The organism is Neisseria perflava, assembly GCF_024170405.1.
GTDB classification, from domain to species: domain Bacteria; phylum Pseudomonadota; class Gammaproteobacteria; order Burkholderiales; family Neisseriaceae; genus Neisseria; species Neisseria perflava_B.
Genome location: NZ_JALJYC010000009.1, coordinates 1 through 25,136, shown reverse-complemented (window position 1 = coordinate 25,136; position 25,136 = coordinate 1). Strand labels below are relative to the sequence as shown.

Sequence of the window (25,136 nt, the reverse complement as noted above, 5' to 3'; positions counted from 1 at the left end):
TATGTTTTTGAATACTATTCAACCTGCTGAAGGTGCTACTCATTCTAGTCGCCGTGTAGGTCGCGGTATTGGCAGTGGTTTGGGAAAAACTGGTGGTCGTGGCCATAAAGGTCAAAAAAGTCGCTCAGGTGGTTTCCATAAAGTTGGTTTTGAAGGCGGTCAAATGCCTTTGCAACGCCGCTTGCCAAAACGTGGTTTTAAATCATTGACTGCCGCTGCCAATGCAGAAGTTCGTTTAAGCGAGTTGGCACTGGTTGCGGTTGATGAAATTGATGTGTTGGCTTTGAAACAAGCTGGTTTGGTTTTTGCCAATGCCCAAAATGTTAAAGTAATTTCTTCAGGAGAAATCACTAAAGCCGTTACTTTGAAAGGCATTAAAGCAACTCAAGGCGCTAAGGCTGCAATTGAAGCAGCTGGCGGTAAAGTTGAAGAATAAGGCTTAAATCATAGTGGCTAATCAACAATCTTCATCAGGTCTGTCCAAGTTTGGGGATCTGAAAAAGCGTCTGTTGTTTTTGCTGGGGGCACTGATTGTTTTTCGTATCGGTGCCCACATCCCGGTGCCGGGTGTAGATGCTGTTGCTTTAGCTAAATTGTACGAAAGCGCTGGAAATGGCATCTTGGGAATGTTGAATATGTTCTCAGGTGGTTCATTGGAGCGCTTTAGTATATTTGCAATTGGCATTATGCCGTATATTTCGGCTTCGATTATTGTGCAGCTTGCTTCTGAAATTTTACCTTCTTTAAAAGCGTTGAAGAAGGAAGGTGAAGCTGGGCGTAAAATCATTACGAAATATACACGTTATGGTACGGTATTACTGGCAATTTTACAAAGTCTCGGTGTTGCTACATTTGTCTATCAGCAGGGAATTGTCGTTGCTTCTCCGATTGAGTTTCATATTTCAACGGTAGTGAGTTTGGTCACAGGAACCATGTTTCTAATGTGGTTGGGTGAGCAAATTACGGAAAGAGGCATAGGTAATGGTATTTCCCTTATCATTACAGCAGGTATTGCGGCAGGTATCCCTTCGGGTATTACAAAATTGTTGACCCTAACTAGTCAGGGTTCAATGAGTATGTTAACGGCAGTATCAATTGTCGTGGGTGCATTGTTGCTGATTTATATTGTGGTCTTTTTTGAAAGTGCACAACGTAAAATTCCGATTCATTATGCAAAACGCCAATATGGTAACAGTATGATGCAGGCTCAGAATACGCATATGCCGTTTAAGCTGAATATGGCAGGTGTGATTCCCCCTATTTTTGCTTCCAGTATTATCCTGTTTCCTTCAACACTGCTGAGTTGGTTTGGTTCGAACGATACGAATAGTTGGTTGCATAAGGTTGCTGGGATGTTACAGCACGGTCAGTCACTGTATATACTGTTGTTTGCAGCAACAATTATTTTCTTCTGCTATTTCTATACTGCGCTGGTATTTAGTCCAAAAGAAATGGCTGAAAATTTGAAGAAAAGTGGGGCTTTTGTACCAGGGATTCGGCCCGGTGAACAGACTTCTCGATACTTAGAAAGTGTTGTGTTGCATCTGACGCTTTTTGGTGCGATGTATATCACAATTATTTGTCTGATTCCCGAATTTTTGACAACAGCTTTAAACGTTCCGTTCTATTTGGGTGGTACATCGTTATTGATCTTAGTCGTTGTGACGATGGATTTCAGCACACAGATTAACTCATACCGTATGTCACAACAGTATGAAAATCTGATGAACCGACCAGATATGAAATCTTTATCACGTAAATAAGACTTATGGCTAAAGAAGATACCATACAGATGCAAGGTGAGATTCTCGAAACCTTACCGAATGCAACATTTAAAGTTAAGCTTGAAAACGACCATGTCGTATTAGGTCATATATCCGGTAAAATGCGAATGCACTATATCCGTATTTCTCCGGGTGATAAGGTAACCGTAGAGCTAACGCCTTATGATTTAACCCGTGCTCGTATCGTGTTCCGAGCAAGATAAGACTGAAAAGGAAAAAAAATGCGTGTACAACCTTCTGTAAAGAAAATCTGCCGCAACTGCAAAATTATCCGTCGTAATCGCGTAGTCCGCGTAATTTGTACTGACCCGCGTCACAAGCAACGTCAAGGCTAATAGGGTATATTCCTATAAGCCTGATTTTGTGGTATAGTGACACACTTTGCCCTAAAAAGGAAAAAATATGGCTCGTATTGCAGGGGTGAATATCCCTAATAATGCCCATATCGTAATTGGCCTGCAGGCTATTTACGGTATCGGTGCGACTCGTGCTAAATTGATTTGCGAAGCAGCAAATGTTGCTCCTACTGTAAAAGCAAAAGATTTGGACGAGACTCAGTTGGACGCTTTGCGTGAACAAGTTGCCAAATATGAAGTAGAAGGTGATTTGCGCCGTGAAGTGACAATGAGCATTAAACGACTGATGGACATGGGTTGCTACCGTGGTTTCCGTCATCGTCGTGGTCTGCCTTGTCGTGGTCAACGCACTCGCACTAACGCACGTACCCGTAAAGGTCCGCGTAAGGCGATTGCCGGTAAGAAATAATATTTAAGGAATTTGATTAATGGCTAAAGCAAACACAGCTTCGCGTGTACGTAAAAAAGTACGTAAAACCGTAAGCGAAGGTATTGTGCATGTACATGCTTCTTTTAACAATACCATCATTACAATCACCGACCGTCAAGGCAATGCGTTGTCTTGGGCTACCTCTGGCGGCGCTGGTTTTAAAGGTTCTCGTAAAAGTACACCGTTTGCTGCTCAGGTAGCAGCAGAAGCAGCTGGTAAAGTTGCCCAAGAGTATGGCGTTAAAAATCTAGAAGTACGCATTAAGGGTCCTGGTCCTGGTCGTGAGTCTTCTGTACGTGCGCTCAACGCTCTTGGTTTCAAAATTACCAGCATTACCGACGTTACCCCGTTGCCTCATAACGGATGCCGTCCACCTAAAAAACGTCGTATTTAATATTGGAGTGATTTGAAACATGGCACGTTATATTGGCCCTAAATGTAAATTAGCACGCCGCGAAGGTACGGATCTGTTTTTGAAGAGCGCACGCCGTTCTTTGGATTCAAAATGTAAAATGGATTCTGCACCTGGTCAGCATGGTGCGAAAAAGCCGCGTTTGTCAGACTACGGTTTGCAATTGCGTGAAAAACAAAAAATCCGCCGTATTTATGGCGTATTGGAACGTCAGTTCCGCCGTTATTTTGCAGAAGCTGCACGCCGTAAAGGTTCTACTGGTGAATTGCTGCTGCAATTGTTGGAATCCCGTTTAGATAATGTTGTATATCGTATGGGTTTCGGTTCTACCCGCGCAGAAGCCCGTCAGCTGGTTTCTCATAAAGCGATTACCGTAAACGGTCAAGTAGTCAATATTCCTTCTTTCCAAGTTAAAGCAGGTGATGTGGTTGCTGTTCGCGAAAAAGCGAAAAAACAAGTACGTATTCAAGAAGCGCTGAGTCTGGCTACTCAAATTGGTCTGCCAAGCTGGGTTTCTGTGGATGCAGACAAATTGGAAGGCGTATTTAAAAATATGCCGGATCGCTCAGAATTGACTGGCGATATTAATGAACAGCTGGTGGTAGAGTTCTACTCTAAATAATGCTAGCTCAGTGAGGGACAGTTAAATGCAAAACAGCACAACCGAATTTTTGAAACCTCGTCAAATTGATGTCGATACCTTGTCCACTACCCGTGCTAAAGTATCTATGCAGCCTTTTGAACGTGGTTTTGGCCATACTTTAGGTAATGCTTTGCGTCGTATCTTACTGTCATCCATGAATGGTTTTGCTCCTACCGAAGTTGCAATCAGCGGTGTGTTGCATGAATACTCGACTGTTGACGGTGTTCAGGAAGATGTTGTAGATATCTTGCTGAACATTAAAGGTATTGTATTCAAATTGCACGGCCGTACTGAAGCTCGGTTGACTTTGAAAAAATCAGGTGCCGGTACGGTTACGGCCGGCGATATCGAACTGACACATGATGTGGAAGTTTTGAATCCTGAACATGTTATTTGTCATTTGTCCGACAACGGCCAAATTGAGATGGAAATCAAAGTTGAGCAAGGCCGCGGCTATCAATCAGTTACCGGTCAACGCGTTACCCGCGATGAAAACCGTCAGATTGGTGCTATTCAGTTGGATGCGAGCTTTTCGCCCATCAGCCGTGTTAGCTTTGAAGTTGAACCCGCACGTGTCGAACAGCGTACCGACTTGGATAAATTGGTTTTAGATATTGAAACCAACGGTGCCATTGATCCGGAAGAAGCTGTTCGTAGTGCCGCACGTATCTTAATTGACCAAATGTCTATTTTTGCCGACCTGCAGGGTACACCGGTAGAAGAGGTGGAAGAAAAAGCGCCGCCGATCGATCCGATTCTGTTGCGTCCGGTAGATGATTTGGAATTAACCGTACGTTCAGCTAATTGTCTGAAAGCTGAAGATATTTATTATATTGGCGATTTGATTCAACGTACTGAAACCGAGCTTCTCAAAACTCCGAATTTGGGTCGTAAATCTTTGAATGAAATCAAAGAAGTGTTGGCTTCTAAAGGTCTGACACTGGGTTCTAAATTAGAAGCTTGGCCGCCTGTAGGCTTAGAAAAGCCGTAAGTTTGAAGATTAAAGGATAATGACATGCGTCATCGTAATGGTAACCGCAAATTAAACCGTACCAGCAGCCACCGCGCTGCGATGCTGCGCAATATGGCAAACTCTTTGCTGACTCACGAAACCATCGTGACTACTTTGCCGAAAGCAAAAGAATTGCGCCGCGTAGTAGAGCCCTTGATTACCTTGGGTAAAAAACCTTCTTTGGCTAACCGCCGTTTGGCATTTGACCGCACCCGCGACCGCGATGTTGTAGTTAAACTGTTTGACGAATTAGGTCCGCGCTTTGCAGCCCGTAATGGCGGCTATGTTCGCGTGCTGAAATACGGTTTCCGTAAAGGCGACAATGCTCCTTTGGCATTGGTCGAACTGGTTGACAAGGCTGCGGAAGCAGCCGAGTAATCGGCATAAAGTAAAAACCCCACCTATAAAAATAGGTGGGGTTTTTTTATGCATTTTTGAAAAGCACTATAGTGCTTTTCACTTGCTCTTGACGGAGCAAGTGAAACAATCTCTGCTAAACAAAAATACCTTATGGAGTGCGAGAATGACATCTTATCAGTTGATTAATAGTACAGTACAAAACAAAATAGATAACTTAAAAAATGAACCTGGCGTAACTGAAGAAAATGTGACCATTTTATTGCACTATACCCGCAACAGTCAAATCGGCAATGCAGCGGATTATTGATGAAAACCCTGCTTACCAATTCGATTATGAGCATGGAGCTAATCATTTAATCATCACGATTACAAGAAAATAGGGCGTAGCATGTTAAAAAGATATCGATCCATTGTGATATTGCTTTCGGCTTCTATGGGTTTGCATGGTTGTGCTTCAGGCCTGTACCTTACCCATGATTCTGCCCCGCAAGCTGCAAGATTGGTTTGTGGTGGTCAATTTAAAGGTTATACGCCTACAACGTTGCATTATAGGATTGGTGAAAGAGAGTTGAATCAAGGGTTTGCACCGACTGTTCCCTGTCAGGCTATATGGTTGGGGGGCAGTTGCAACTTACAAGAATCAAATTCCTGTGCAATCTAAAACACATCGCTATACAGCAACTGTGACGAGCCGTAATGTAACCAATGCAGACCTTCAATTTGCCGGACAGCGTCTGCAAGCCGCTATTGCTGCCCAAGAAGCTGCTGATAGAAATCTTGCCATTCAAAATATGAACAGACCGCGTAATATCAATACCTTTTGTAACAAAATCGGCAATTCGACTTTTTGTAACAGCAATGTGTTTTAATCTTAGTTTCTTTAGTTTTAAGAGTAAAATATCCTGATAGAATTGAAATCATATCGGCCATGGTATTGATAGATTAAAAAGCACCATCATTAGATGGTGCTTTTTAATCTTTAATTACTGTATATCAAGTGTTTTAGAAAAACGGATAATCCGTTCCTGATGAATGTGAATCGGTATGCCGTTCGATAATTCCATTTTGGTAATAATTTCTGCTGTGCAGTAAACATGTATTGCACCATACTGCGGATGACGGCAGCAAACACATATGCTTTCCGGCAGTTCGGTTACGCTGATAACGGGACAGAGCGGCGCATCAGTAGTCAGGCTGATGGCGTTTTGCGGGATATAAATCTGCTCGTTGACATTGGGTAAACCCAGCAGCAGGGCGGTTTCCCGACTGCTTGGATGGTGCAGTAACTGGTGCGGTGTACCGTATTGCAGAATCTGCCCATTGTGCATGACTGCGATAGAATCGGCTATACCGAGTGCTTCTTCGGGGCTGTGGGTCACAAGAATAGTAGGAATGGCGTATTTGTGGATTTGGCTGGTTGCCAGTTCGCGCAGCTGCTGGCGAAGATGGCTGTCTAGGCTGGAGAAGGCTTCGTCGAGCAGCAAGGCGTCGGGGCGGGTAACCAGTGCGCGGGCGAGTGCTAAGCGTTGCTGTTCGCCGCCGGAGAGTTTTTCTACGCGACGGTCGGCTTCATGTGCCAAGCCGACTTCGGTCAATAGCTGCATGGCGCGTTGCTTGGCTTCAGCTTTAGTAACGCCACGCATTTTCAGGCCGAAGGCGGCGTTGTCTATGACGTTTAAATGCGGGAATAGGGCGTAATCTTGAAACATCAGCGCGATATTGCGTTTTTCAGACGGCATTGCGGTTATGTCGGTACCGTTTAAACTGATTTTGCCGCTGTCGGGCGTTTCCAGTCCGGCGATCATTTTCAGCAGCGTGGATTTGCCGCAGCCGGATTGCCCTAATACCGCCAAGAGCTTTCCGGCAGCGATGTCCAGATTGATATCGGTGGCAACGGTTTTGTTGCCGAATGATTTATAGAGGTGGGTAAGTTGCAGCATAACGGGCTATTTTTCAGACGGCCTGACGTTGCAAGTCGGTGAGCCAAAGGGATAATGGGTGTTCTTGATACAGCAGACCGTAGCGCAAAAACGCATCCAGCGTGACCAACTGCGCGTCGTCCATCATCTCACCTTGCAGCATGGCCTGCGTTAGTCGGGGAATGTCCAGCAGCTCGAATCCGGCCACTTCGCCGTCTTGATTTTCCGGCTGGATTTCAGACGGCAGCACCACATCAAAGATATACAGAATTTCATTGTGCAGGCCGCGTTTGACCGGGCGCAGACTGTGCACACGGTTGCGCAGCGACAAAGCGCTTAGGTGTTGGGGCAGCAAACCGGCCTCTTCCTCACTTTCGCGCAACATGGCCGTGGTGACGTCTTCGCCGCTGGCGATACCGCCGCCAACCAGATTGTCCAGTTTGTTGGGATCAACCGCTTTATGCGCACTGCGGCGGCCGATCCAAAAGCGCCATTCACCGTCGATACAGGTCAGACCGTTCAAATGCACCGCATGGCTGAGTAAACCGAGCGGACGGAAGGCGGCGCGCTCCAGCGCAAACAGCACCTGACCGCGCTCATCGCAGACATCGAAGCGCTCATCACGCCAGCCGTGCAACAGCCCGAGGCATTTCCATTCAAAGGCCATATGCTGCAAACCGTCGCCCAGCGCCAGCCAGCTGTCGGCAGCCAAGTCGAGGCCGTCTGAAGATTCGTGCAGAATGCCCTGCCAATCTTGTTTGATTCGCGCCGACCAATGCAGGTTAACGCGGCCTAAAGGCAGGCCGTTGAGCCGCAAAGTTTGCCAGTCTCCGTGCAGACCGTAATGCGCTTGCGCCCATTGCCACAAGGCATCGTGAACGGATAAGGGCAGCGGTTCGGCAAAAGAAGGGCACTCGGACATCTCAATATTCTCAAAGCAATAAGGCATGATTGTAACCGCTCCGCGCCGATTTGCAACCGATACGGGCGGGCACAGAATTGCCGCGCCGACAGACCCCGCCACAGAAACAGGCTATAATGCAGGGTTGCACACATCAAAAAAAGAAAGGCCGCGCCATGAGCAGCGAATTGCAAACCATCTTGTCTTACAACCAACAATTTGTCGAATCCGGCGGCTACGGCGAATTTCTCACCGGCAAATACCCCGACCGCAAGCTGGCGGTGTTGTCCTGCATGGACGCGCGCATTATCGAGCTGCTGCCGCACGCGCTCGGTTTGAAAAACGGCGACGCCAAAATCATCAAAAACGCCGGTGCGTTGGTGACCCATCCGTGGGGTTCGGTCATGCGCAGCCTGCTGGTGGCCGTATTGGAATTGAAAGCCGAAGAAATCATGGTCATTGCCCACCACGATTGCGGTATGCAGAAGCTCCACGCCGACAGTTTTCTGAATAAAGCCGTCGCCGCCGGCATTCCGCAAGACCGCATCGACACCCTGCGAAGCGCCGGCATTGATTTGGACAGTTGGCTGACCGGCTTTGACAACGTCGAAGACAGCGTACGCCATACCGTATCCGTTATCCGCCGCCATCCGCTGATGCCCGTGCATATCGCTGTGCACGGTCTGGTCATCCACCCGACCACCGGCAAGCTCAATCTGGTGGTGGACGGCAGCCTGCCGCCTGCCGTTTCAGACGGCCAACCGGCTTAACCCTTAAACCGTTCACCTGATTCGCAAACCTTATGATGTTTCAACACACAGGACTGCACATAAGGCGCAGCCCTATGTGTTGCCCTGATTCAAACGGGGTTACGCTCCGCCTGAATAGACCCTGATCCTACTGCCATAAATGGCGGGGTTTCAACCATTAAGGAATTTTTGATGAAAAACATCGGACTTTTCGGCGGCACATTCGATCCCGTCCACAACGGCCATCTGCACATCGCCCGTGCCTTCGCCGACGAACTCGGCCTTGAGATGGTTGTGTTCCTGCCCGCAGGTGACCCTTACCACAAAGACCAAGCCACCCGAACCGCCGCCAAAGACCGCTTGGCGATGGTAGAGCTGGCGGTAGCGGACGAGCCGCGCTTTGCCGTCAGCAACTGCGATATCGTGCGCGAAGGTGCAACCTATACTTTCGACACCGTACAGATTTTCCGCCAGCAGTTTCCCGGTGCGCAATTATGGTGGCTCTTGGGCAGCGACAGCCTGATGAAGCTGCACACGTGGAAAAAATGGCAGACGCTGGTGCGCCAAGTGAACATCGCCATTGCCATGCGCTGGGGCGACAGCCTCAATCAAGCCCCGCGCGAGCTGCACGCCTGGCTGGGCGAAGGCCTGCAAACCGGCTGCGTCAAGATTTTACAAGCGCCGTTGATGAACATCAGCTCTACCGAACTGCGCGGCCGTCTGAAAAAAGGCGAACGCATTAACGACAGCGTGCCCAAAGCCGTGGCCGACTATATCGGCGCACGCGGTTTGTACCGTTAGGCCGTCTGAAAAACGGCCTTGTATTGGAAATACATCAACTTATCTATATAATCCCCCCTATTCAACAGTATTTATTGGAAACACATGAACGAACAAGAATTGCTCGACCTGCAAAAAATGGTAGAAGTCGCCGTCAACGCGCTGGAAGACATCAAAGCCAAAGACATTTCCGTTTTGGAAACCCAAGAAAAAACCTCGCTGTTTGCGCGCATGATTATCGCCAGCGGCGACTCTACCCGCCAAGTCAAAGCCTTGGCCAATAATGTGGCGGTGGATTTGAAAGAAGCCGGTTTCGAGATTTTGAGCACCGAAGGCGACAGCGGCGAATGGACGCTGGTGGACGCAGGCGATTTGGTGGTACATGTCATGCTGCCCGCCGTGCGCGATTTTTACGACATCGACACCCTGTGGGGCGGCGAAAAACCGAGCTTCCACGCAGGCGCGACCAAGCCGTGGCATGCGGCGGATTAAGTCGGATTGATTCGGAATCATGCAGGCCGTCTGAAAACCACAAGGCTGTTTTCAGACGGCTTTTTCTTAGAAGGAATCATTATGTCGGAAATGGTTATTCGCCCTCTGGTTGCTGCCGATTATCAGGCTTGGCGCGGTTTATGGGTAGCATGTTTGGATTTTTACCAAACAGAATTGGACGACAGCATCAGTCTGCAAACATGGCACAAACTGATGGCGCATCCGTTGCTAAACGGCTGGGGAGCGTTTGCAGATAATGGAGCTATGCTGGGCTTCGTGCATACTGTTCGACACCCAAACACATGGAATACCACGGATTGCTGCTATCTAGAGGATTTGTTTGTTGCTGAAAACGCCCGCCGTCAGGGAGTAGCACGGCGGCTGATTGAAACGGTATATGCGTTTGCTGAAGCGGAAGGGTTGAACCGCGTTTATTGGGTGACTGCTGCCGACAATCAGAGCGCACAAGCGCTGTACCGGAAAATGGCGCGTCAAACTGACATGGTACAATTCCGCCGCGATTTTCCGGCCATCTGAAAAACTTTTATAAGAAAGAGGAATATGAACATCACCGTTTTGGCCGTCGGCACCAAAATGCCGCGTTGGGTGGATGAGGCCGTGGGCGAGTATGCCAAGCGTTTCGGCCGCGACGTGAATTACACCCTCAAAGAAATCAAACCGGAAAAGCGCGGCGCGGGTGTGAATGCGGCGCAGGGCATGGCAGCGGAAGAAAAGCGTATCCTCGAAGCCGTCCCGCCGGGCGCGTATCTGGTGGTGTTGGACGAGCGCGGCAAAGCGCCGACTTCGGTCGAGCTGGCGGAACACCTGAAACAATGGCAGCAAAACGGCGAACACGTCTGCTTTGTTATCGGCGGTGCCGACGGCATGACCGACACCCTCAAGCAGCAGGCGCGCCTGATGTTGCGCCTCTCCAGCCTGACCCTGCCGCACGGCATGGTACGCGTATTGCTGACCGAGCAGCTCTACCGCGCCGTGTCGATTCTGCACAACCATCCGTATCATCGGGAGTAGGTCGGGTTGGTAACGGTTCATTAGATAGAAAATCACTAGATTTTCGTCATTCCCGCGCAGTCGGGAATCCAGACGTTTGGATTCCTGATACCTCAAAACATAACAGAAATATTAAGCTTCTGGATTCCCGACTGCGCGGGAATGACGAATCCTTGAGGATTTTGTCTGCTTATTAACAAAATGCATTGCTGAAATCTAAAAAGAGATACTCTATTGACTTATCTTGAGTGCATACCCCTCAAAGGCCGTCTGAAAAATTAAATGTTCAGACGGCCTTTGCCTGTCTTTATCCATACTACCTAACGCCCGCGCAACAAAACTTGACATTTCCTTGCAGAGAAAACATCATACCGCCTATTCGACAACAACAGCAAAGGCAAAACATGGCACATCATGACCCATACGCCGGATACCGCGAGCTGACGCTGCGCGGCATGATACTCGGCGCGCTGATTACCGTGGTGTTTACCGCGTCCAACGTTTATCTCGGCCTGAAAGTCGGCCTGACTTTCGCCTCGTCGATTCCGGCGGCGGTGATTTCGATGGCGGTATTGAAGTTTTTTAAAGGCAGCAATATTTTAGAAAACAATATGGTGCAGACGCAGGCGTCGTCAGCGGGTACGCTCTCGACGATTATTTTCGTGCTGCCCGGCCTGTTGATGATGGGTTACTGGAGCGGTTTTCCGTTTTGGCAAACCGCTTTGCTGTGTATGTCGGGCGGGATTATGGGCGTGATTTTCACCATTCCGCTGCGTTATGCGATGGTAGTGAAAAGCGATTTGCCGTATCCCGAGGGCGTGGCGGCGGCTGAGATTTTGAAGGTCGGCAGCCATGAAGACGGCGCTGCGCAGCAGGGCGGCAGCGGTATCCGCGAGATTGCGGCGGGCGGTATGCTGGCCGGACTGGTCAGCTTCCTCACCGGCGGCCTGCGCGTGATTGCCGACAGCGCCAGCTATTGGTTTAAAAGCGGCGGTGCGATTTTCCAACTACCGATGGGCTTTTCGCTGGCGCTTTTGGGCGCGGGCTATCTGGTCGGTCTGACCGGCGGCATTGCTATTTTGGTCGGTATTTTGATTGCTTGGGGCGGTGCTGCTCCCTATTTTTCTGCCACACTGCCGCAGCCTGAGGGTGTGGAAATGGCGGCGTTTGCCATGCAGCTGTGGAAAGAAAAAGTGCGCTTTATCGGGGCGGGTACGATTGGTATTGCCTCGGTATGGACGCTGCTGACCCTGCTCAAACCGGTGGCCGAGGGCATGAAAATGTCGCTGCGCACCTTGAAGGGCGGTTCGGAAGCACCGGCCGAGCGGGTGGAACAGGATTTGTCGCCCAAAGCCATGATTTTATGGGCATTGGGCATGATGCTGGTGTTGGGCGTGAGCTTTTACCATTTTATCGACGCCTCGCACATTTCCGGTGGCCTGGCTTGGCTGTTGGTGGTGGTGTGCACGTTACTGGCTTCGGTTATCGGCTTTTTGGTGGCGGCGGCCTGCGGCTATATGGCCGGTTTGGTCGGCTCGTCGTCCAGCCCGATTTCCGGTATCGGCATTGTGTCGATTGTGGTGATTTCGCTGGTATTGCTGGTGGTGGGCGAATCGGCCGGGCTGTTTGCCGACGAAGCCAACCGCTCGTTTTTGCTGGCGCTGGCGCTGTTTTGCGGCTCGGCCGTGATTTGCGTGGCCTCGATTTCCAACGACAATTTGCAGGATTTGAAAACCGGCTATCTGGTCAAAGCCACGCCGTGGCGTCAGCAGGTGGCCTTGATTATCGGCTGCGTAGTCGGTGCGCTGGTGATTTCGCCGGTGTTGGAATTGCTGTATGAAGCCTACGGCTTTACCGGCGCCATGCCGCGCGAAGGCATGGACGCGGCGCAGGCGCTGGCGGCGCCGCAGGCCACGCTGATGACCACCATCGCGTCGGGCATTTTCGCGCACAACCTGCAATGGGACTACATCTTTACCGGCGTTGCCATCGGCGCGGTGTTGATTGCGCTGGATGTGGTGCTGAAAAAATCCTCGGCGGGCAAATACAGCCTGCCGGTGTTGGCGGTCGGCATGGGCATTTACCTGCCGCCATCTGTCAACATGCCGATTGTGGTCGGCGCGGTGTTGGCAGCGGTGTTGAAACACCTGATTAGCCGCAACAAAAACAACGTCGAAGGCCGTCTGAAAAACGCCGAACGCATCGGTACGCTGTTTTCCGCCGGTCTGATTGTCGGCGAAAGTCTGATTGGTGTGGTGATGGCGCTGATTATCGCCGTATCCGTCACCAACGGCGGCTCGGACGCGCCGCTGGCGCTGAATCTAGCCAACTGGGACAGCGCCGCCACCTGGCTGGGCTTGCTCTGTTTTGTAATCGGCGTAATTGCTTTTACCAAGAGCGTATTGAAAGCAGGCCGTTAAACTGCTAGATACGCAAAGGCCGTCTGAAAACCCGCATGATGTCGCGGGTTTTCAGACGGCCTTTTGTGTTAACAAACGCAAAAAAGCAATCTGCGCTTTGCGCCGCGCCCAAGCTCTGTTACATTCCGCGCAACGCCACTACAAAGCGGCCATATTAAAAAATATCACAAGGATACAACCATGAACAAAACCCTGCTGGCTTTGGCCACTCTTTCCGCGCTGCTGTTGGGCGCGTGCGGCGGCCAAGCTGACCAATCCGCTGCCGCCTCGTCCGCACCGGTGGCGCAAATCGCCGCTTCCGACGCGCAGGCTTCCGCCATTTCACCCATCGCCGCCGTTGGCGCGACTGAGGATGTCAACGAGCGCGAGCGCCTGATGAAGCTGTTTAAAGAAAACTTCGGCGTGATGGGCAAAATGGTAAAAGGCGATGTGGATTTCAACGCCGCCGCCTTCCAAACCGCCGCCGGTATTTTGAATGAAAACGCCGACAAACCGTGGGCGCACTACACCGAAGAGAGCGCGACTTTGGAATCCGAAGCCAAGCCGGAAGTGTGGACGAAAGCCGCTGAATTTAAAAAAGAAGCCGACCATTTCGTCATTGCCGTTGCTGCGCTGAACACCGCCGCCAAAGAGGGCACGCTGGAAGCGGTCAAAGCGCCGTTCGGCGAAGTCGGCCAAAGCTGCAAATCCTGCCACAGCACATTCCGCAAGGATTAAGGCGGACTACTCATCGCGCTAAAAATGGAAAATGCCGTCTGAAAACGTAAAGGTTTTCAGACGGCATTTTTGATTGGGAACGCCGCAGGCTGGTGTTCATGCGCTTGCGGTCATTCAAACGCTTAAAATCCTTCCAGCAGCGCCATCACATCTGCTTCGCTCCATTTTGCCCCGTCCTCGTGATCGGCGGACAATACCGATTCGGCCAGCTGCGCTTTTTTCTGTTGCAGCGCGGTAATTTTTTCCTCAATGCTGCGCGCCGTAATCAGCTTATAGACAAACACCGGCTTGTCCTGTCCGATGCGCCAGACACGGTCGGAGGCTTGGCTTTCGGCGGCGGGATTCCACCACGGGTCGTAGTGGATAACGGTATCGGCGGCGGTCAGGTTCAAGCCTGTGCCGCCTGCTTTCAGGCTGATGAGGAACACGGGAATGTCGCCGTGTTGGAACGCTTCAATCACTTCGCTGCGCTTTTTGGTCTGGCCGGTGAGCTTGACCCACGCAATGCCGAGTTTGTCCAACTCGTTGCCAATCAAGCCCAGCATGGTGGTAAATTGCGAGAAAATCAGAATCTTGCGCCCTTCGCCGACCAGACTTTGCACCATTTCGCTCAGTTGCACCAATTTGGCCGACTCAATTTCAGACGGCCTTTTGGCGGATTTTTTGCCCTTTTCCGGCAGGGTTTCGGCTTTTAACAGCGCGGGCGAGCAGCACACTTGGCGCAGTTTCAACAGCGCATCGAGAATCTGAATTTGGCTGCGTTTAAAGCCCTGTTCGGCGATGATTTGGCGGATGTTTTGCTGCATGGCGGCGCGCACGGATTCGTAGAGCTTGGATTGCGCGTCATTCATTTCCACCGATACCTCGATGGTGGTTTTCGGCGGCAGCTCTTTGGCCACTTCGCTTTTCAGACGGCGCAACACAAACGGGCGCACGCGGCGGACAAGCCGCTGGCGCATTTCACTGTCGCCTTTTTTCTCAATCGGATGGCGGTATTTTTTGTTGAAGTCTTCTTGGCTGCCGAGAAAGCCGGGCATAAGAAAGTGAAACAGCGACCACAGTTCGCCCAAATGATTTTCCAGCGGCGTGCCGGTTAAGCATAATCTGTGCGCGGATTTCAGACGGCGTAACACCTGCGCCGCCTTGCTGCGCGGATTTTTGATGTTTTGCGCTTCATCGAGAATGATTTGATGGAACGAATAAGGCAGAAGCGATTCTTCGTCGCGCGGCAGCAGCGGGTAGGTGGTCAATACCATATTGTAATCGGCAATATGGGCCAACGCTTCTTTGCGCTTGTCGCCGTGCAGCAGCAAGACCTTTAAATCGGGGGTGAACTTGGCGGCTTCTTTCTGCCAGTTGCCCATCAGCGAAGTGGGCGCAACAATCAACACCGGCGCGTTTTTCAGACGGCCTGCCTGCTTTTCCAGCAGGATATGAGCCAGCGTTTGCGCGGTTTTACCCAAGCCCATATCGTCGGCCAAAATCCCGCCGTGTTCCGTATCGCGCAGAAATTGCAGCCACGCCAAACCCTGTTGCTGGTAGGGGCGCAGTTTGCCGTTGAATCCTGCCGGTGTGGGCAGACTGGATGAGTAGCCCTGTTTCAGCTTTTCCGCCAGTAAGTTTAGTTTGTCCGGCAGTTGCCAAGTTATGCCTGAATTTTGCGCCTGTTCGGACAGGTTCGCGGCGTCGTAAGCGTCGATACGGCGGTTGCCGCGTTCAAACAGCCCGCGCAAATGTTGCGCCACCGGCAAAATGTCTTGCAGCGGCACGGCCAGCGGCGGACGGTCTGCACCGACGGAAACGGTAAAGTAATGCTCGGGCGGCAGCTTATCGGCGATGTCGGGATCGAGCAGATAGCGGTGTTGCGCCAACAGCTCGGCGACAATATCGAGAAAATCATAGCGCGCGCCGTCAGCGGCAGTTATCGTGGCGCCGATGTCAAACCAGTTTTCACCGCTTTCCTTGAGTACCCACTCCGCAGCCGAGACCGTCAGAACGCGGACAGGGCTGTCGGCGCGGTGTTCAACCTGCCAGCCGTTGTCGGCCAAGCGATTGTGCGGCAGCAGGGCGGCAAAAATATCTTGTTCGCGTACCCATGCACCGCCATTCCGGGTTTGCCAAGCAAGCGACGGCAGTAAGTTTTTCAAGGCGGTTAAAGCGGCGGTTTCGGCAGCTTCATCGCGGTATTGGCGCACGTTTTGCCCGTCGTGCTTGCCGATGAAATAAGCCGTTGTGCTGTGGGCGGCAACTGTGCCGCAGGGATAGCGGAATCCGATGTGCGCATGGATACGCGGATTGGGCGGGCATTTGCCACCCGATCCGGCTTTCCCGCCGGATACCTGTCCGAAACGGATAAACGGCTGCGGCGTGCCATAGACGTTGGCGGTATCGGCCGTAATGCTTTCCGTTGCGTTCAGCTGCGCATGCAGCAGGCGAACCAATGCGGCGGCGTGTTTGCAGCGGTGTCCGACAGTACAGTTGCAGCGGGTTTTGCTGATTTTGCGCAAACGGCGGTTGTAACATACGCTGCATTCATAATTATATGCCTCGTCCACTTCGGCATAAGCCACGATGTTTTGCCCGTCGTCTTGAATGTTGAGCGTGGATAAAACAATCTGCCCCACACAGTCGCGGCTTTGCCGCACCGTGGCGGTGGAGAAAACAGAGAGCAGTTCGCTTAAAGGAGGCAGCGTATGGGACATAATATCGGCGGAAGGGTAAACGCTGCCAGTGTACGGGCAGAGCGCTTGTGTTGACAAGAAAAGGCCGTCTGAAAAACCAGCAGACATGCTGTTTTCAGACGGCCTTTTTCATCAGATTGGGCGGAAGCTTACACTTTCGACAAATCCACGTCTTTGGTTTCGTGGGTGGCCAAGAGCGCGATGATACTCAAGGCCGCGTTGACCGCCAGATAAATGCCCACGCCGATGATGCCGTAGGTACGGTTCAATTCGATGGCCACCAGCGTTGCCACGGAAGCGCCGACAATCGAAGCCAGGTTATACGCCAGCGACGAGCCGGAGTAGCGCACTTCAGTGGGGAACAATTCCGGCAGCAGCGCCGCCATCGGGCCGAAGGTCATGCCCATCAGAATCATGCCGACAATCAGGAAGGCCAAGACCGAAGCAGGCGTACCGCCGGTTAGGAACAGCGGCATACACAGGCCGAAAATCAGAATCGCCGCCGATACGTACAGCAGGAATTTGCGGCGACCGACTTTATCCGCATAAATGCCGGAGAAGCTGACGGCAATGCCGAACACCACCGCCGCAATCAGCAGGAAGCCGGTAAAGGTATTGGCCGGAATACCCAAGCCGAGCGGATGGCCGTTTTCCGATACGCCGGCCGGTGTTTTGGAATACACCTGTACGAATGCGGTCATGATGTAAAACAATACATACGTCGCCGTCATGATGAATGTGCCTTGGATAATCGGTTTCCAGTGTTTGGCAAATACCTCTTTTACCGGCGCGTCTTTGGTGCGGCCTTCCGCTTCTGCTTCCTGATAGACATGGCTTTCGTTCAGCGTCAGGCGCATCCACAGGCCGAGTGCCACCAAAACCACCGACAGCAGGAACGGAATACGCCAGCCCCATTCGACCAGCGCGTCATGGCCAATCACCGAGCTAATCAGGAAAAACACCCCGTTGGCCAAAAACAGGCCGATGGGGGCACCCAGCTGCGGGAACGTGCCAAACCAAGCGCGGCGGCCTTCCGGCGCATTTTCCGTCGCCACCAGCGCCGCGCCGCCCCATTCGCCGCCCAAGCCCAAGCCTTGACCCACACGGCACAAACACAGCAGCAGCGGCGCCCATACGCCGATTTGCTCATATGTCGGCAGCAGGCCGATAAAAATAGTAGAAAGGCCCATGGTCAGCAGCGAAGCGACCAATGTTTTCTTACGGCCGATTTTATCGCCGAAGTGACCGAACAAAGCCGAACCGATGGGGCGGGCAAAAAATGCCAGCGCCAAAGTCGAAAGCGACAGCAAAATCGCCACCGTCGGATTGCTCTTGTCAAAAAATTGGGTGTTAAACACCAATACGGCCGCCGCCGCATAAACATAATAATCGTAAAACTCAATAGCCGTACCCACCATGGAGGCAATCGCCACCTTATAGGGGTTGTTGCGTAACTGGTCTTTCGCGTGTGTTGCAGTCATAAAAATCCCGATTGATATGGTTTTTCATCAGGCGGTAGAAATGCCGTCGTCCTTGTTGCCTTGAGCAGCAGGCAATCGTTTAATATCACAAAAAGACATAATATAACCATCTTTAACACTATCGTCCAGCGGCAGCAGCTAGGCGGATAGAAAAAATGATGGAATATGCGGCGAAAAGGCAGCAAAACGGTGCAATAGAAGAAAAAAGATAAGGAGATGGTGGGCGGGAGGCGGCAAAGAAAAATGGGAACGGCTGTTACGGAAACTGTAAATACAAAAAAGCCCGCTTGCAAGCGGGCTTTCGTCATTTGGTTGCGGGGGCAGGATTCGAACCTACGACCTTCGGGTTATGAGCCCGACGAGCTACCATGCTGCTCCACCCCGCGTCAGAAGAATTAAACTATACCGAATGCAGGAGAAATTGTCAAGCGTTTGGGCGGAAATAATTTTCAGACGGCCTCGGCAGTGGTTAAAAGGCCGTCTGAAAGCGGTTTGCGGGTGGGCAGCGCAGCTGGCGCAGATGGTTTGCGGCCAACGGTTCAGACGGCCTTTTGCTATAATTGCGTTTTATTGATTTTGATTTGAAACGCCGCACCATGTCCCGCCCCGATTTAGCCCAAACCTTATCCAAAGACCGCCATTTCCTTGCCCAAGCCTTTAAAAATCCGCAACGCTACAGCGGTACGGAGGCGGTGCAGAAAAAATACCAAAAATCGCACGAAGCCTATCTGCAACGCTTGGGAAATCTGCCGCAGCCGCAATACAGTGGCGATTTGCCGGTGCACGAGCGTTTGGACGACATTAAAAATGCGGTTCAAAACCATCAGGTAACGATTATCTGCGGCGAAACCGGTTCGGGCAAAACCACACAGTTGCCGAAGATTTGTTTGGAACTCGGGCGCGGTGCGGCGGGTTTAATCGGCCATACCCAGCCGCGCCGTTTGGCGGCGCGTTCGGTGGCGGAGCGGATTGCGGAGGAGCTGCACAGCGAAATCGGCGCGGCGGTAGGCTACAAGGTTCGCTTTACCGACAACACTTCGCGTAACGCTTATGTGAAGCTGATGACCGACGGTATTTTGCTGGCGGAAACGCAGACCGACCGTTATCTGTCGGCCTACGACACGATTATTATCGACGAGGCGCACGAGCGCAGCCTGAACATTGATTTTCTGCTCGGCTACCTGAAAAAACTGCTGCCGCGCCGCCCGGATTTGAAGGTCATCATCACTTCGGCCACCATCGATGCAGAGCGTTTTTCCCAACATTTCAACAATGCGCCGGTATTGGAAGTGAGCGGGCGCACTTATCCGGTGGAGGTGTTGTACCGCCCCTTAAACGAAAAAGACGAAGACGAGGCGGAAATCGACATTCCCGAAGCGGTTGCGGACGCGGCGGATGAGCTGGCGCGTTATGGCGCGGGCGATATTCTGGTGTTTTTGCCGGGCGAGCGCGAAATCCGCGAGGCGGCGGAGGCTTTGCGCAAATCCCCGACGCGGCGCAACGATGAGATTCTGCCGCTGTTTGCGCGGCTGTCGGCGGCGGAGCAGCACAAGATTTTCCGACCCGACGGCAAAAAACGCCGTATCGTCTTGGCGACCAATGTGGCGGAAACTTCGCTCACCGTGCCCGGGATTAAATATGTGATTGATACCGGCTTGGCGCGGGTAAAACGCTACTCGGCGCGGGCGAAGGTGGAGCAGCTGCATGTGGAAAAAATTTCGCAGGCGGCGGCGCGCCAGCGGGCGGGGCGTTGCGGCCGCGTGTCGGCGGGCGTGTGCATCCGCCTGTATGCGGAAGACGATTTTAACCAACGGCCTACGTTTACCGACCCCGAAATCATCCGCAGCAATTTGGCAGCGGTGATTTTGCGCATGGCGGCGCTGCGGCTGGGCGATGTAGCGGCGTTTCCGTTTCTCGAAGCGCCCGACCAGCGCTATATCAACGACGGTTTCCAAGTGTTGCAGGAACTGGGCGCGGTGGATGATAAAAACGAACTCACCAAACTCGGCGAACAAATGTCGCGCCTGCCCATAGATCCGAAAATCTCGCGTATGCTGCTGGCGGCGAAAAAACACGACTGCGTGCAGGAAATGCTGGTGATTGTGGCCGCGCTGTCGATTCAGGATCCGCGCGAACGCCCGTTGGAAGCGCGGGAGGCCGCCGCCAAAGCGCACGAGCGTTTTACCGACAAGCAGTCGGATTTTCTGGCCTATCTGAATATTTGGGACAGCTTCCAGCGCGAGCGCGACAAAGGTTTGTCTAACAAGCAGCTGGTGCAGTGGTGCCATCAATATTTCCTGTCGCATCTGCGCATGCGCGAATGGCGCGAGTTGCACCGTCAACTGGCGGAAATCGCCATCGAACTTGGTTTGGCAAGCAAAGAAAATGCGTTCAGACGGCCTCCGGTGCAGGCGCAGCTAAGCCTGTCTGAAAACACCGGCGATCAAGATTTATCCACCAAACTGAAACAAAAACAGTTGGACAAAAAACAGCACCGCGCCGACATCCGCGCCGCCAAAGAAGCGGGCTACGAGCAAATCCACCGCGCCCTGCTCACCGGCCTGATCGCCAACGTCGGCCTCAAATCGCCCGACGGCAACGACTACACCGGTGCGCGCGGCAGCCGTTTCCATTTGTTCCCCGCTTCCGCGCTGTTTAAGGCCAAACCCAAATGGGTGATGGCCGCTTCGCTGACTGACACCGGCAAACTCTATGCCCGCGATGCCGCCGCCATCCAGCCCGAATGGATAGAGCAGGAAGCGGGGCATTTGGTGCGCTACCACTATTTCGAGCCGCATTGGGAACAGAAGCGCGGCGAAGTGGTGGCGAGTGAGCGCGTAACCCTCTACGGCCTGACCGTGTTGCCGCGTCGCGCCGTTGCCTACGGTAAAGTCGCGCCCGAAGAAGCGCGCGAATTGTTTATTCGCCGCGCATTGGTGGCGCAGGAAGCCGATATTCAGACGGCCTTTTTTGCCCACAACAAAAAACTGATTGCCGAAATCGTCGATTTGGAAAACAAAGCGCGGCGGCAGGATGTGTTGGTGGATGATGAGATTTTGTTTGAATTTTACAACCAACGCTTGCCGCATTTATTGGTAAAAACCGCCGATGGTTGGGCGGACGCGGCGGCAGTGGAACACGCCATGCCGTCTGAAAATGCCGACCATCAACAGCAAGCTGTTCCCTCCCCTCGTGGGGGAGGGTTGGGGAGAGGGCAGTATGACAGTAGGGTGGGTTTTAACTCACCATCTGATGCACTTGTGGAACATGGTGGGTTAAAACCCACCTTACGAAAAGCCGGTCATCAAGTGCCGTCGGCCAAACAAAAAACCTACCCCCTTGCCGACATCCGCACTTTCCTCGCCTGGCTGAAAAGCGCCGGGCAGGACAACCCGCGCCTGCTGTTTCTCAACCGCGACGACCTCATGCAGCACACCGCTGCGCACATTACCGAGGAGCAGTTCCCCAAATTCTGGCCGTCTTCCGACGGCAAATTCAAACTGGCCTACCGCTTCGAGCCGCACCACCCGCTCGACGGCGTGACCCTGACCCTGCCGCTGACCTCGCTCAACCGCCTGCCCGCCGCCGAACTGGAATGGCTGGTACCCGGTATGTTGCGCGAAAAAATCCAGCTTTTAATCAAAGCATTGCCCAAACAAGTGCGGCGCATTTGCGTGCCCGTGCCCGAATTTACCACCAAATTCTTGGAGAGCAACCCCGACCGCCGCGAGCCGATTATCCCGCAGCTGGCGCGGTTTATCGCCAAAACCGCCGGCGATATGCGCGTGTTGGCGCAGATAAACCAAGACGAATGGGCGGCGTTCAAACTGCCCGATTACTGCTACGTCAACATCCGCGTGGTCGATGACGGCGGACAGGAGCTCGCCGGCGAGCGCGTGTTGCACGAATTGCAGCAACAGCTCGGCCAAGCCGCCGCCGTGACCTTCCGCGACAACACCCAAGAATTCGAGCGCGACAAAGTTACCGCATGGGACATCGGCACGCTGCCCGAATCCATCAAGTTCGCCCGCGGCAAACAGCAGTTGCAAGGCTATCTCGCGCTGGCCAAAGAAAAAAACGGCAACATCGCCCTGCGCCTCTTCGATACCCCAGAAGCCGCCGCACAAGCCCACCGGCAGGGCGTTATCGAACTGATGAAACTGCAATTAAAAGAGCAGGTTAAGGATTTGAATAAAGGCTTGCAAGGCTTTACCCAAGCCGCCATGCTGCTCAAGCATATCCCCGCCGACACCCTGCGCGAAGACCTCACCCAAGCCGTGTGCGACCGCGCCTTTATCGGCGAGGACGGGCTGCCGCGCAGCGAAAAAGCCTTTAAAGAGCAGCTCAAACGCGCCCGCAGCCGCCTGCCCGCCGTTAAAGAAGCCGTGAGCCGCTACCTGCAAGACACCGCAGCCGCCTACGCCGAGCTGAACGGCAAACTCGGCAAACACCCGCTCACCCACCTTTTGCGCGGCCGCGTAGAAACTCTGCTCTACCTCGGTTTTGCCACCGCAACCCCCTGGAGCCAATGGCCGCGCCTGCCCGTGTACCTCAAAGCCATGACCCTGCGCATGGAAAAATACAGCAGCAACCCTGCCCGCGACGCCACCCGCGAAGCCGATATTCAGGAATTGGAACAGATGTGGCGCAAGAAAACCGATACATTAGTGAAACAAGGTCTGCCGGTTTCAGACGGCCTCGCCGCTTTCCGCTGGGCGATAGAAGAGCTGCGCGTGTCGCTGTTTGCGCAGGAGTTGAAGACGCCTTATCCGGTTTCGGTGAAAAGGTTGTTGAAGGAGTGGGGGAGTATAGAATAATGGGGCACAGATAATTTAATTATTATTAAATTTCGTAAAATTTGGACTGAATATTTTATAGGAGAATTACTTATGTCAAACTCGTATATTAAAAATGTATCTGCAGGGATTGACCATTTACAAAGGCTTTCCAAATCTACAATTGATAAAGCAATTGCTGAGTTAATATGGAATGCACTTGATGCTGATGCTACTGATATAAAAATTAATATTTCTGAAGGAGCTTTTGGCGCAGATAAAATCACCATTTCTGATAATGGTGATGGAATGCCATTGTTAAAAGCTGATAGGGCTTTTTCAAATCTTGGAAACTCATGGAAAAAGGGGTATACGCACACTAGGGGAGGTAAAAGTTTACATGGGGAAAAAGGAGAGGGAAGATTTAAAGCTTTTGCTTTAGGTAGAGTTGTAAATTGGAAAACTATTTATAAAGAAGATAATGAATTTTTTGCATATTCTATTCTAGCAAAATCTAGTAATTTACATGAAGTGGAGTTTTCTGAAAATAATAAATCTTATTTAAAATCAACAAGAACAATAGTTGAAGTAACGGAGTTGTTAGATAGTGTAGCAGGTTATGATTTTTCCTTATTAAAGGAAAAATTGACCGTAATCTTCTCTAGTTATCTTTTTACATATCCAAGTGTAAATATATACATATCCGGGGAAAAAATAGATCCAAATGATGCTGTGGAATCAAATACAACTATAAAAATAGATTGTCCAAGCGTTGCAGGCAGTCATGAGGTTAGATTAATTGAATGGAAAGATATTACAGAAAAAAACTTTTTTTGTGTAAGGAAAATGGATCAGTTCTGGATACCTATGATTCAGGAAGAAAGTTGCGTTCTTTAGGATATTCATTTTCTGCATATTTATGCAGCTCACTTATTGATAGGCTAAATCAGGATGGAAATATTGCATTGATAGAGATGGATGAAGATTGGGGAAAATTAAATATTAAACTATTTGAATCTTTAAATAAGCATTTCAAAGATAAACGTGATAGCGAGAATATGGAACGCGTTCAAAGATGGGTACAGGAAGGAATTTATCCATATGAGTGTAAAGAGGGGAGTGGAAATATTTTGAGTATGGAGCAAGATATTTTTAATATTTTAGCAGTTAATGTAGAAGAAAAACTTCCAAAGTTTAAACAATACGATACTACATCTAAAAGATTTACGTTTAAGCTTTTATCTCAAGCTTTACAAGATAATCCATCAGCGATTCAGAAAATTATTTCAGAGGTTCTAAGTCTAGATAAGAGAGATCAGGAAATTTTAGCAGAGTTGTTAGATAAGACAACTTTATCATCTATAATAAAATCTACAAAGATTGTTGCTGACCGTCTAAATTTTTTAGAAGGGTTAGAGGAGTTAATTTTCGCTCCTGAAAATAAAAAACTCTTTTAGAAAGAGATGAGTTACATAAAATTTTAGAAAAGGAATCTTGGGTCTTTAGTGAACAATATAACTTAACAGGGTCAGAATTAGGTCTCAAGAAAGTATTAGAAAATCACATTTCTCTACTTGGAAAGAGAAAAGATGATATAGATATGGAAACTACGGTTAAAATTGACGGAAAAAGTAGTGGCCGTGTAGATTTAATGTTGCATAAAAAAGTTGAAGTAAGGGAAGGTGAGTTTGACTATTTGGTAGTTGAATTAAAAAGGCCAAGTCAAAGGATTAATCTAGATATTATCGGGCAGCTTAAAAGTTATGCTGTAGCTGTTGCAGAGGATGAAAGGTTTGTAAAAGATAAATGTAGATGGAAATTTATTGCTGTTTCGAACGAGTTTGACAGAATGGCACAGAATGAGGCTAATCAGAAGGATATTCCCAAAGGTAGAGTTTATGCATTAGATAATGTAGAAATTTTTATCATGACTTGGTCGGAAGTGATTAGTAATGCAAAAGTAAGATTAAAACTTTATCGAGAGCAATTGAATTATGCTGCCGATGATGAATCCGCTCGTAAGTATTTGGAAGAAATTCATGCTGAATATCTACCCAATTCATATAAAGATTGTGTAGCATAAGCAAGCGTAGCCAACATGAAACATCAAATTCCTATGTAGCAACTGTGTTGCCAACCCGTCGGTCAGTAACATCAAACACGGTTAATTATGCACATTGCAGGCCGTCTGACTTCAGGTAATCCCTTACCCG

At 50.8% G+C, this 25,136-nt stretch carries 26 protein-coding genes and 1 tRNA gene; 22 read left to right on the top strand and 5 right to left on the bottom strand.

What is annotated here, in order from left to right; genetic code table 11:
- The first annotated feature begins 1 nt into the window (after position 1).
- The 11 genes from rplO (at position 2) to J2T37_RS04615 (ending at position 5,866) form a co-directional block, all read left to right on the top strand.
- Positions 2–436 (top strand): 50S ribosomal protein L15, encoded by a 435-nt coding sequence (rplO, locus tag J2T37_RS04665; protein ID WP_253354125.1) that lies wholly within the window; start codon positions 2–4, stop codon positions 434–436.
- Between the two features lie 13 nt (positions 437–449).
- The gene (gene secY, locus J2T37_RS04660) at positions 450–1,763 is read left to right on the top strand and encodes a preprotein translocase subunit SecY (protein WP_253354123.1); all 1,314 of its coding nucleotides are present in this window, start codon (positions 450–452) and stop codon (positions 1,761–1,763) included.
- 5 nt (positions 1,764–1,768) lie between these two features.
- Positions 1,769–1,987, top strand: a complete 219-nt coding sequence (infA, locus tag J2T37_RS04655) for a translation initiation factor IF-1 (RefSeq protein WP_003684714.1) — start codon at positions 1,769–1,771, stop codon at positions 1,985–1,987.
- An 18-nt stretch (positions 1,988–2,005) separates the two neighbouring features.
- Positions 2,006–2,119, top strand: coding sequence for a 50S ribosomal protein L36 (gene rpmJ, locus J2T37_RS04650; protein ID WP_003697674.1), 114 nt, complete (start codon positions 2,006–2,008; stop codon positions 2,117–2,119).
- A 67-nt stretch (positions 2,120–2,186) separates the two neighbouring features.
- Positions 2,187–2,549, top strand: a complete 363-nt coding sequence (gene rpsM, locus J2T37_RS04645; protein WP_253354121.1) for a 30S ribosomal protein S13 — start codon at positions 2,187–2,189, stop codon at positions 2,547–2,549.
- 19 nt (positions 2,550–2,568) lie between these two features.
- Entirely contained in the window at positions 2,569–2,964 is a 396-nt protein-coding gene (rpsK, locus tag J2T37_RS04640) for a 30S ribosomal protein S11 (RefSeq protein WP_002216249.1), read from the top strand.
- 19 nt (positions 2,965–2,983) lie between these two features.
- Complete coding sequence (rpsD, locus tag J2T37_RS04635; RefSeq protein ID WP_123795178.1) at positions 2,984–3,604, top strand: 30S ribosomal protein S4; 621 nt, start codon at positions 2,984–2,986, stop codon at positions 3,602–3,604.
- A 25-nt stretch (positions 3,605–3,629) separates the two neighbouring features.
- A complete protein-coding gene (locus tag J2T37_RS04630; RefSeq protein WP_253354120.1) occupies positions 3,630–4,616 on the top strand; it encodes a DNA-directed RNA polymerase subunit alpha in 987 nt (328 codons plus the stop codon).
- 24 nt (positions 4,617–4,640) lie between these two features.
- The gene (rplQ, locus tag J2T37_RS04625; RefSeq protein WP_253354119.1) at positions 4,641–5,015 is read left to right on the top strand and encodes a 50S ribosomal protein L17; all 375 of its coding nucleotides are present in this window, start codon (positions 4,641–4,643) and stop codon (positions 5,013–5,015) included.
- Positions 5,016–5,115: 100 nt separating this feature from the next.
- The gene (locus J2T37_RS04620) at positions 5,116–5,304 is read left to right on the top strand and encodes a hypothetical protein (protein ID WP_253354118.1); all 189 of its coding nucleotides are present in this window, start codon (positions 5,116–5,118) and stop codon (positions 5,302–5,304) included.
- Between the two features lie 274 nt (positions 5,305–5,578).
- Entirely contained in the window at positions 5,579–5,866 is a 288-nt protein-coding gene (locus J2T37_RS04615; RefSeq protein ID WP_253354117.1) for a hypothetical protein, read from the top strand.
- Positions 5,867–5,980: 114 nt separating this feature from the next.
- Here the strand turns inward: J2T37_RS04615 and J2T37_RS04610 are convergent, their stop codons facing one another.
- Together J2T37_RS04610 and J2T37_RS04605 are read right to left on the bottom strand one after the other, a co-directional pair.
- Positions 5,981–6,937, bottom strand: coding sequence for an ABC transporter ATP-binding protein (locus J2T37_RS04610; RefSeq protein ID WP_253354116.1), 957 nt, complete (start codon positions 6,935–6,937; stop codon positions 5,981–5,983).
- A 13-nt stretch (positions 6,938–6,950) separates the two neighbouring features.
- Positions 6,951–7,838, bottom strand: a complete 888-nt coding sequence (locus J2T37_RS04605; RefSeq protein WP_253354114.1) for an NUDIX hydrolase — start codon at positions 7,836–7,838, stop codon at positions 6,951–6,953.
- A 155-nt stretch (positions 7,839–7,993) separates the two neighbouring features.
- On the opposite strand from J2T37_RS04605, the gene J2T37_RS04600 reads away from it, so the two are divergent.
- The 7 genes from J2T37_RS04600 (at position 7,994) to J2T37_RS04570 (ending at position 13,986) form a co-directional block, all read left to right on the top strand.
- The gene (locus J2T37_RS04600) at positions 7,994–8,587 is read left to right on the top strand and encodes a beta-class carbonic anhydrase (RefSeq protein ID WP_253354112.1); all 594 of its coding nucleotides are present in this window, start codon (positions 7,994–7,996) and stop codon (positions 8,585–8,587) included.
- 171 nt (positions 8,588–8,758) lie between these two features.
- Positions 8,759–9,367 (top strand): nicotinate-nucleotide adenylyltransferase, encoded by a 609-nt coding sequence (gene nadD / locus J2T37_RS04595; RefSeq protein ID WP_253354110.1) that lies wholly within the window; start codon positions 8,759–8,761, stop codon positions 9,365–9,367.
- Positions 9,368–9,451: 84 nt separating this feature from the next.
- Positions 9,452–9,838 carry a ribosome silencing factor gene (gene rsfS, locus J2T37_RS04590; RefSeq protein ID WP_253354109.1) on the top strand — a complete coding sequence of 129 codons (387 nt, stop codon included), beginning with the start codon at positions 9,452–9,454 and terminating at the stop codon, positions 9,836–9,838.
- 81 nt (positions 9,839–9,919) lie between these two features.
- Entirely contained in the window at positions 9,920–10,375 is a 456-nt protein-coding gene (locus J2T37_RS04585; RefSeq protein WP_253354108.1) for a GNAT family N-acetyltransferase, read from the top strand.
- 24 nt (positions 10,376–10,399) lie between these two features.
- Entirely contained in the window at positions 10,400–10,870 is a 471-nt protein-coding gene (rlmH, locus tag J2T37_RS04580) for a 23S rRNA (pseudouridine(1915)-N(3))-methyltransferase RlmH (protein ID WP_253354107.1), read from the top strand.
- Positions 10,871–11,253: 383 nt separating this feature from the next.
- Complete coding sequence (locus J2T37_RS04575; RefSeq protein WP_253354106.1) at positions 11,254–13,269, top strand: OPT family oligopeptide transporter; 2,016 nt, start codon at positions 11,254–11,256, stop codon at positions 13,267–13,269.
- A gap of 180 nt (positions 13,270–13,449) precedes the next feature.
- Positions 13,450–13,986 (top strand): c-type cytochrome, encoded by a 537-nt coding sequence (locus tag J2T37_RS04570; RefSeq protein WP_253354105.1) that lies wholly within the window; start codon positions 13,450–13,452, stop codon positions 13,984–13,986.
- 122 nt (positions 13,987–14,108) lie between these two features.
- On the opposite strand, the gene J2T37_RS04565 is transcribed toward J2T37_RS04570, so the two are convergent.
- The 3 genes from J2T37_RS04565 to J2T37_RS04555 form a co-directional block, all read right to left on the bottom strand.
- Entirely contained in the window at positions 14,109–16,775 is a 2,667-nt protein-coding gene (locus J2T37_RS04565; RefSeq protein ID WP_253354104.1) for a DEAD/DEAH box helicase, read from the bottom strand.
- Positions 16,776–16,816: 41 nt separating this feature from the next.
- On the bottom strand, positions 16,817–18,148 hold the full coding sequence (locus J2T37_RS04560) for an MFS transporter (protein ID WP_253354102.1): 1,332 nt from the start codon (positions 18,146–18,148) through the stop codon (positions 16,817–16,819).
- A 309-nt stretch (positions 18,149–18,457) separates the two neighbouring features.
- Positions 18,458–18,534, bottom strand: a tRNA-Met gene (locus tag J2T37_RS04555).
- 210 nt (positions 18,535–18,744) lie between these two features.
- Here J2T37_RS04555 and hrpA point away from each other — a divergent pair.
- The 4 genes from hrpA (at position 18,745) to J2T37_RS04535 (ending at position 25,006) form a co-directional block, all read left to right on the top strand.
- Complete coding sequence (hrpA, locus tag J2T37_RS04550; RefSeq protein ID WP_253354206.1) at positions 18,745–22,965, top strand: ATP-dependent RNA helicase HrpA; 4,221 nt, start codon at positions 18,745–18,747, stop codon at positions 22,963–22,965.
- Positions 22,966–23,037: 72 nt separating this feature from the next.
- On the top strand, positions 23,038–23,820 hold the full coding sequence (locus J2T37_RS04545; RefSeq protein ID WP_253354100.1) for an ATP-binding protein: 783 nt from the start codon (positions 23,038–23,040) through the stop codon (positions 23,818–23,820).
- Positions 23,808–24,380 carry a hypothetical protein gene (locus tag J2T37_RS04540; RefSeq protein WP_253354098.1) on the top strand — a complete coding sequence of 191 codons (573 nt, stop codon included), beginning with the start codon at positions 23,808–23,810 and terminating at the stop codon, positions 24,378–24,380. Before J2T37_RS04545 ends, J2T37_RS04540 begins: the two co-directional genes overlap by 13 nt.
- A 143-nt stretch (positions 24,381–24,523) precedes the next feature.
- Complete coding sequence (locus J2T37_RS04535) at positions 24,524–25,006, top strand: hypothetical protein (RefSeq protein ID WP_253354095.1); 483 nt, start codon at positions 24,524–24,526, stop codon at positions 25,004–25,006.
- Positions 25,007–25,136: the final 130 nt, after the last annotated feature.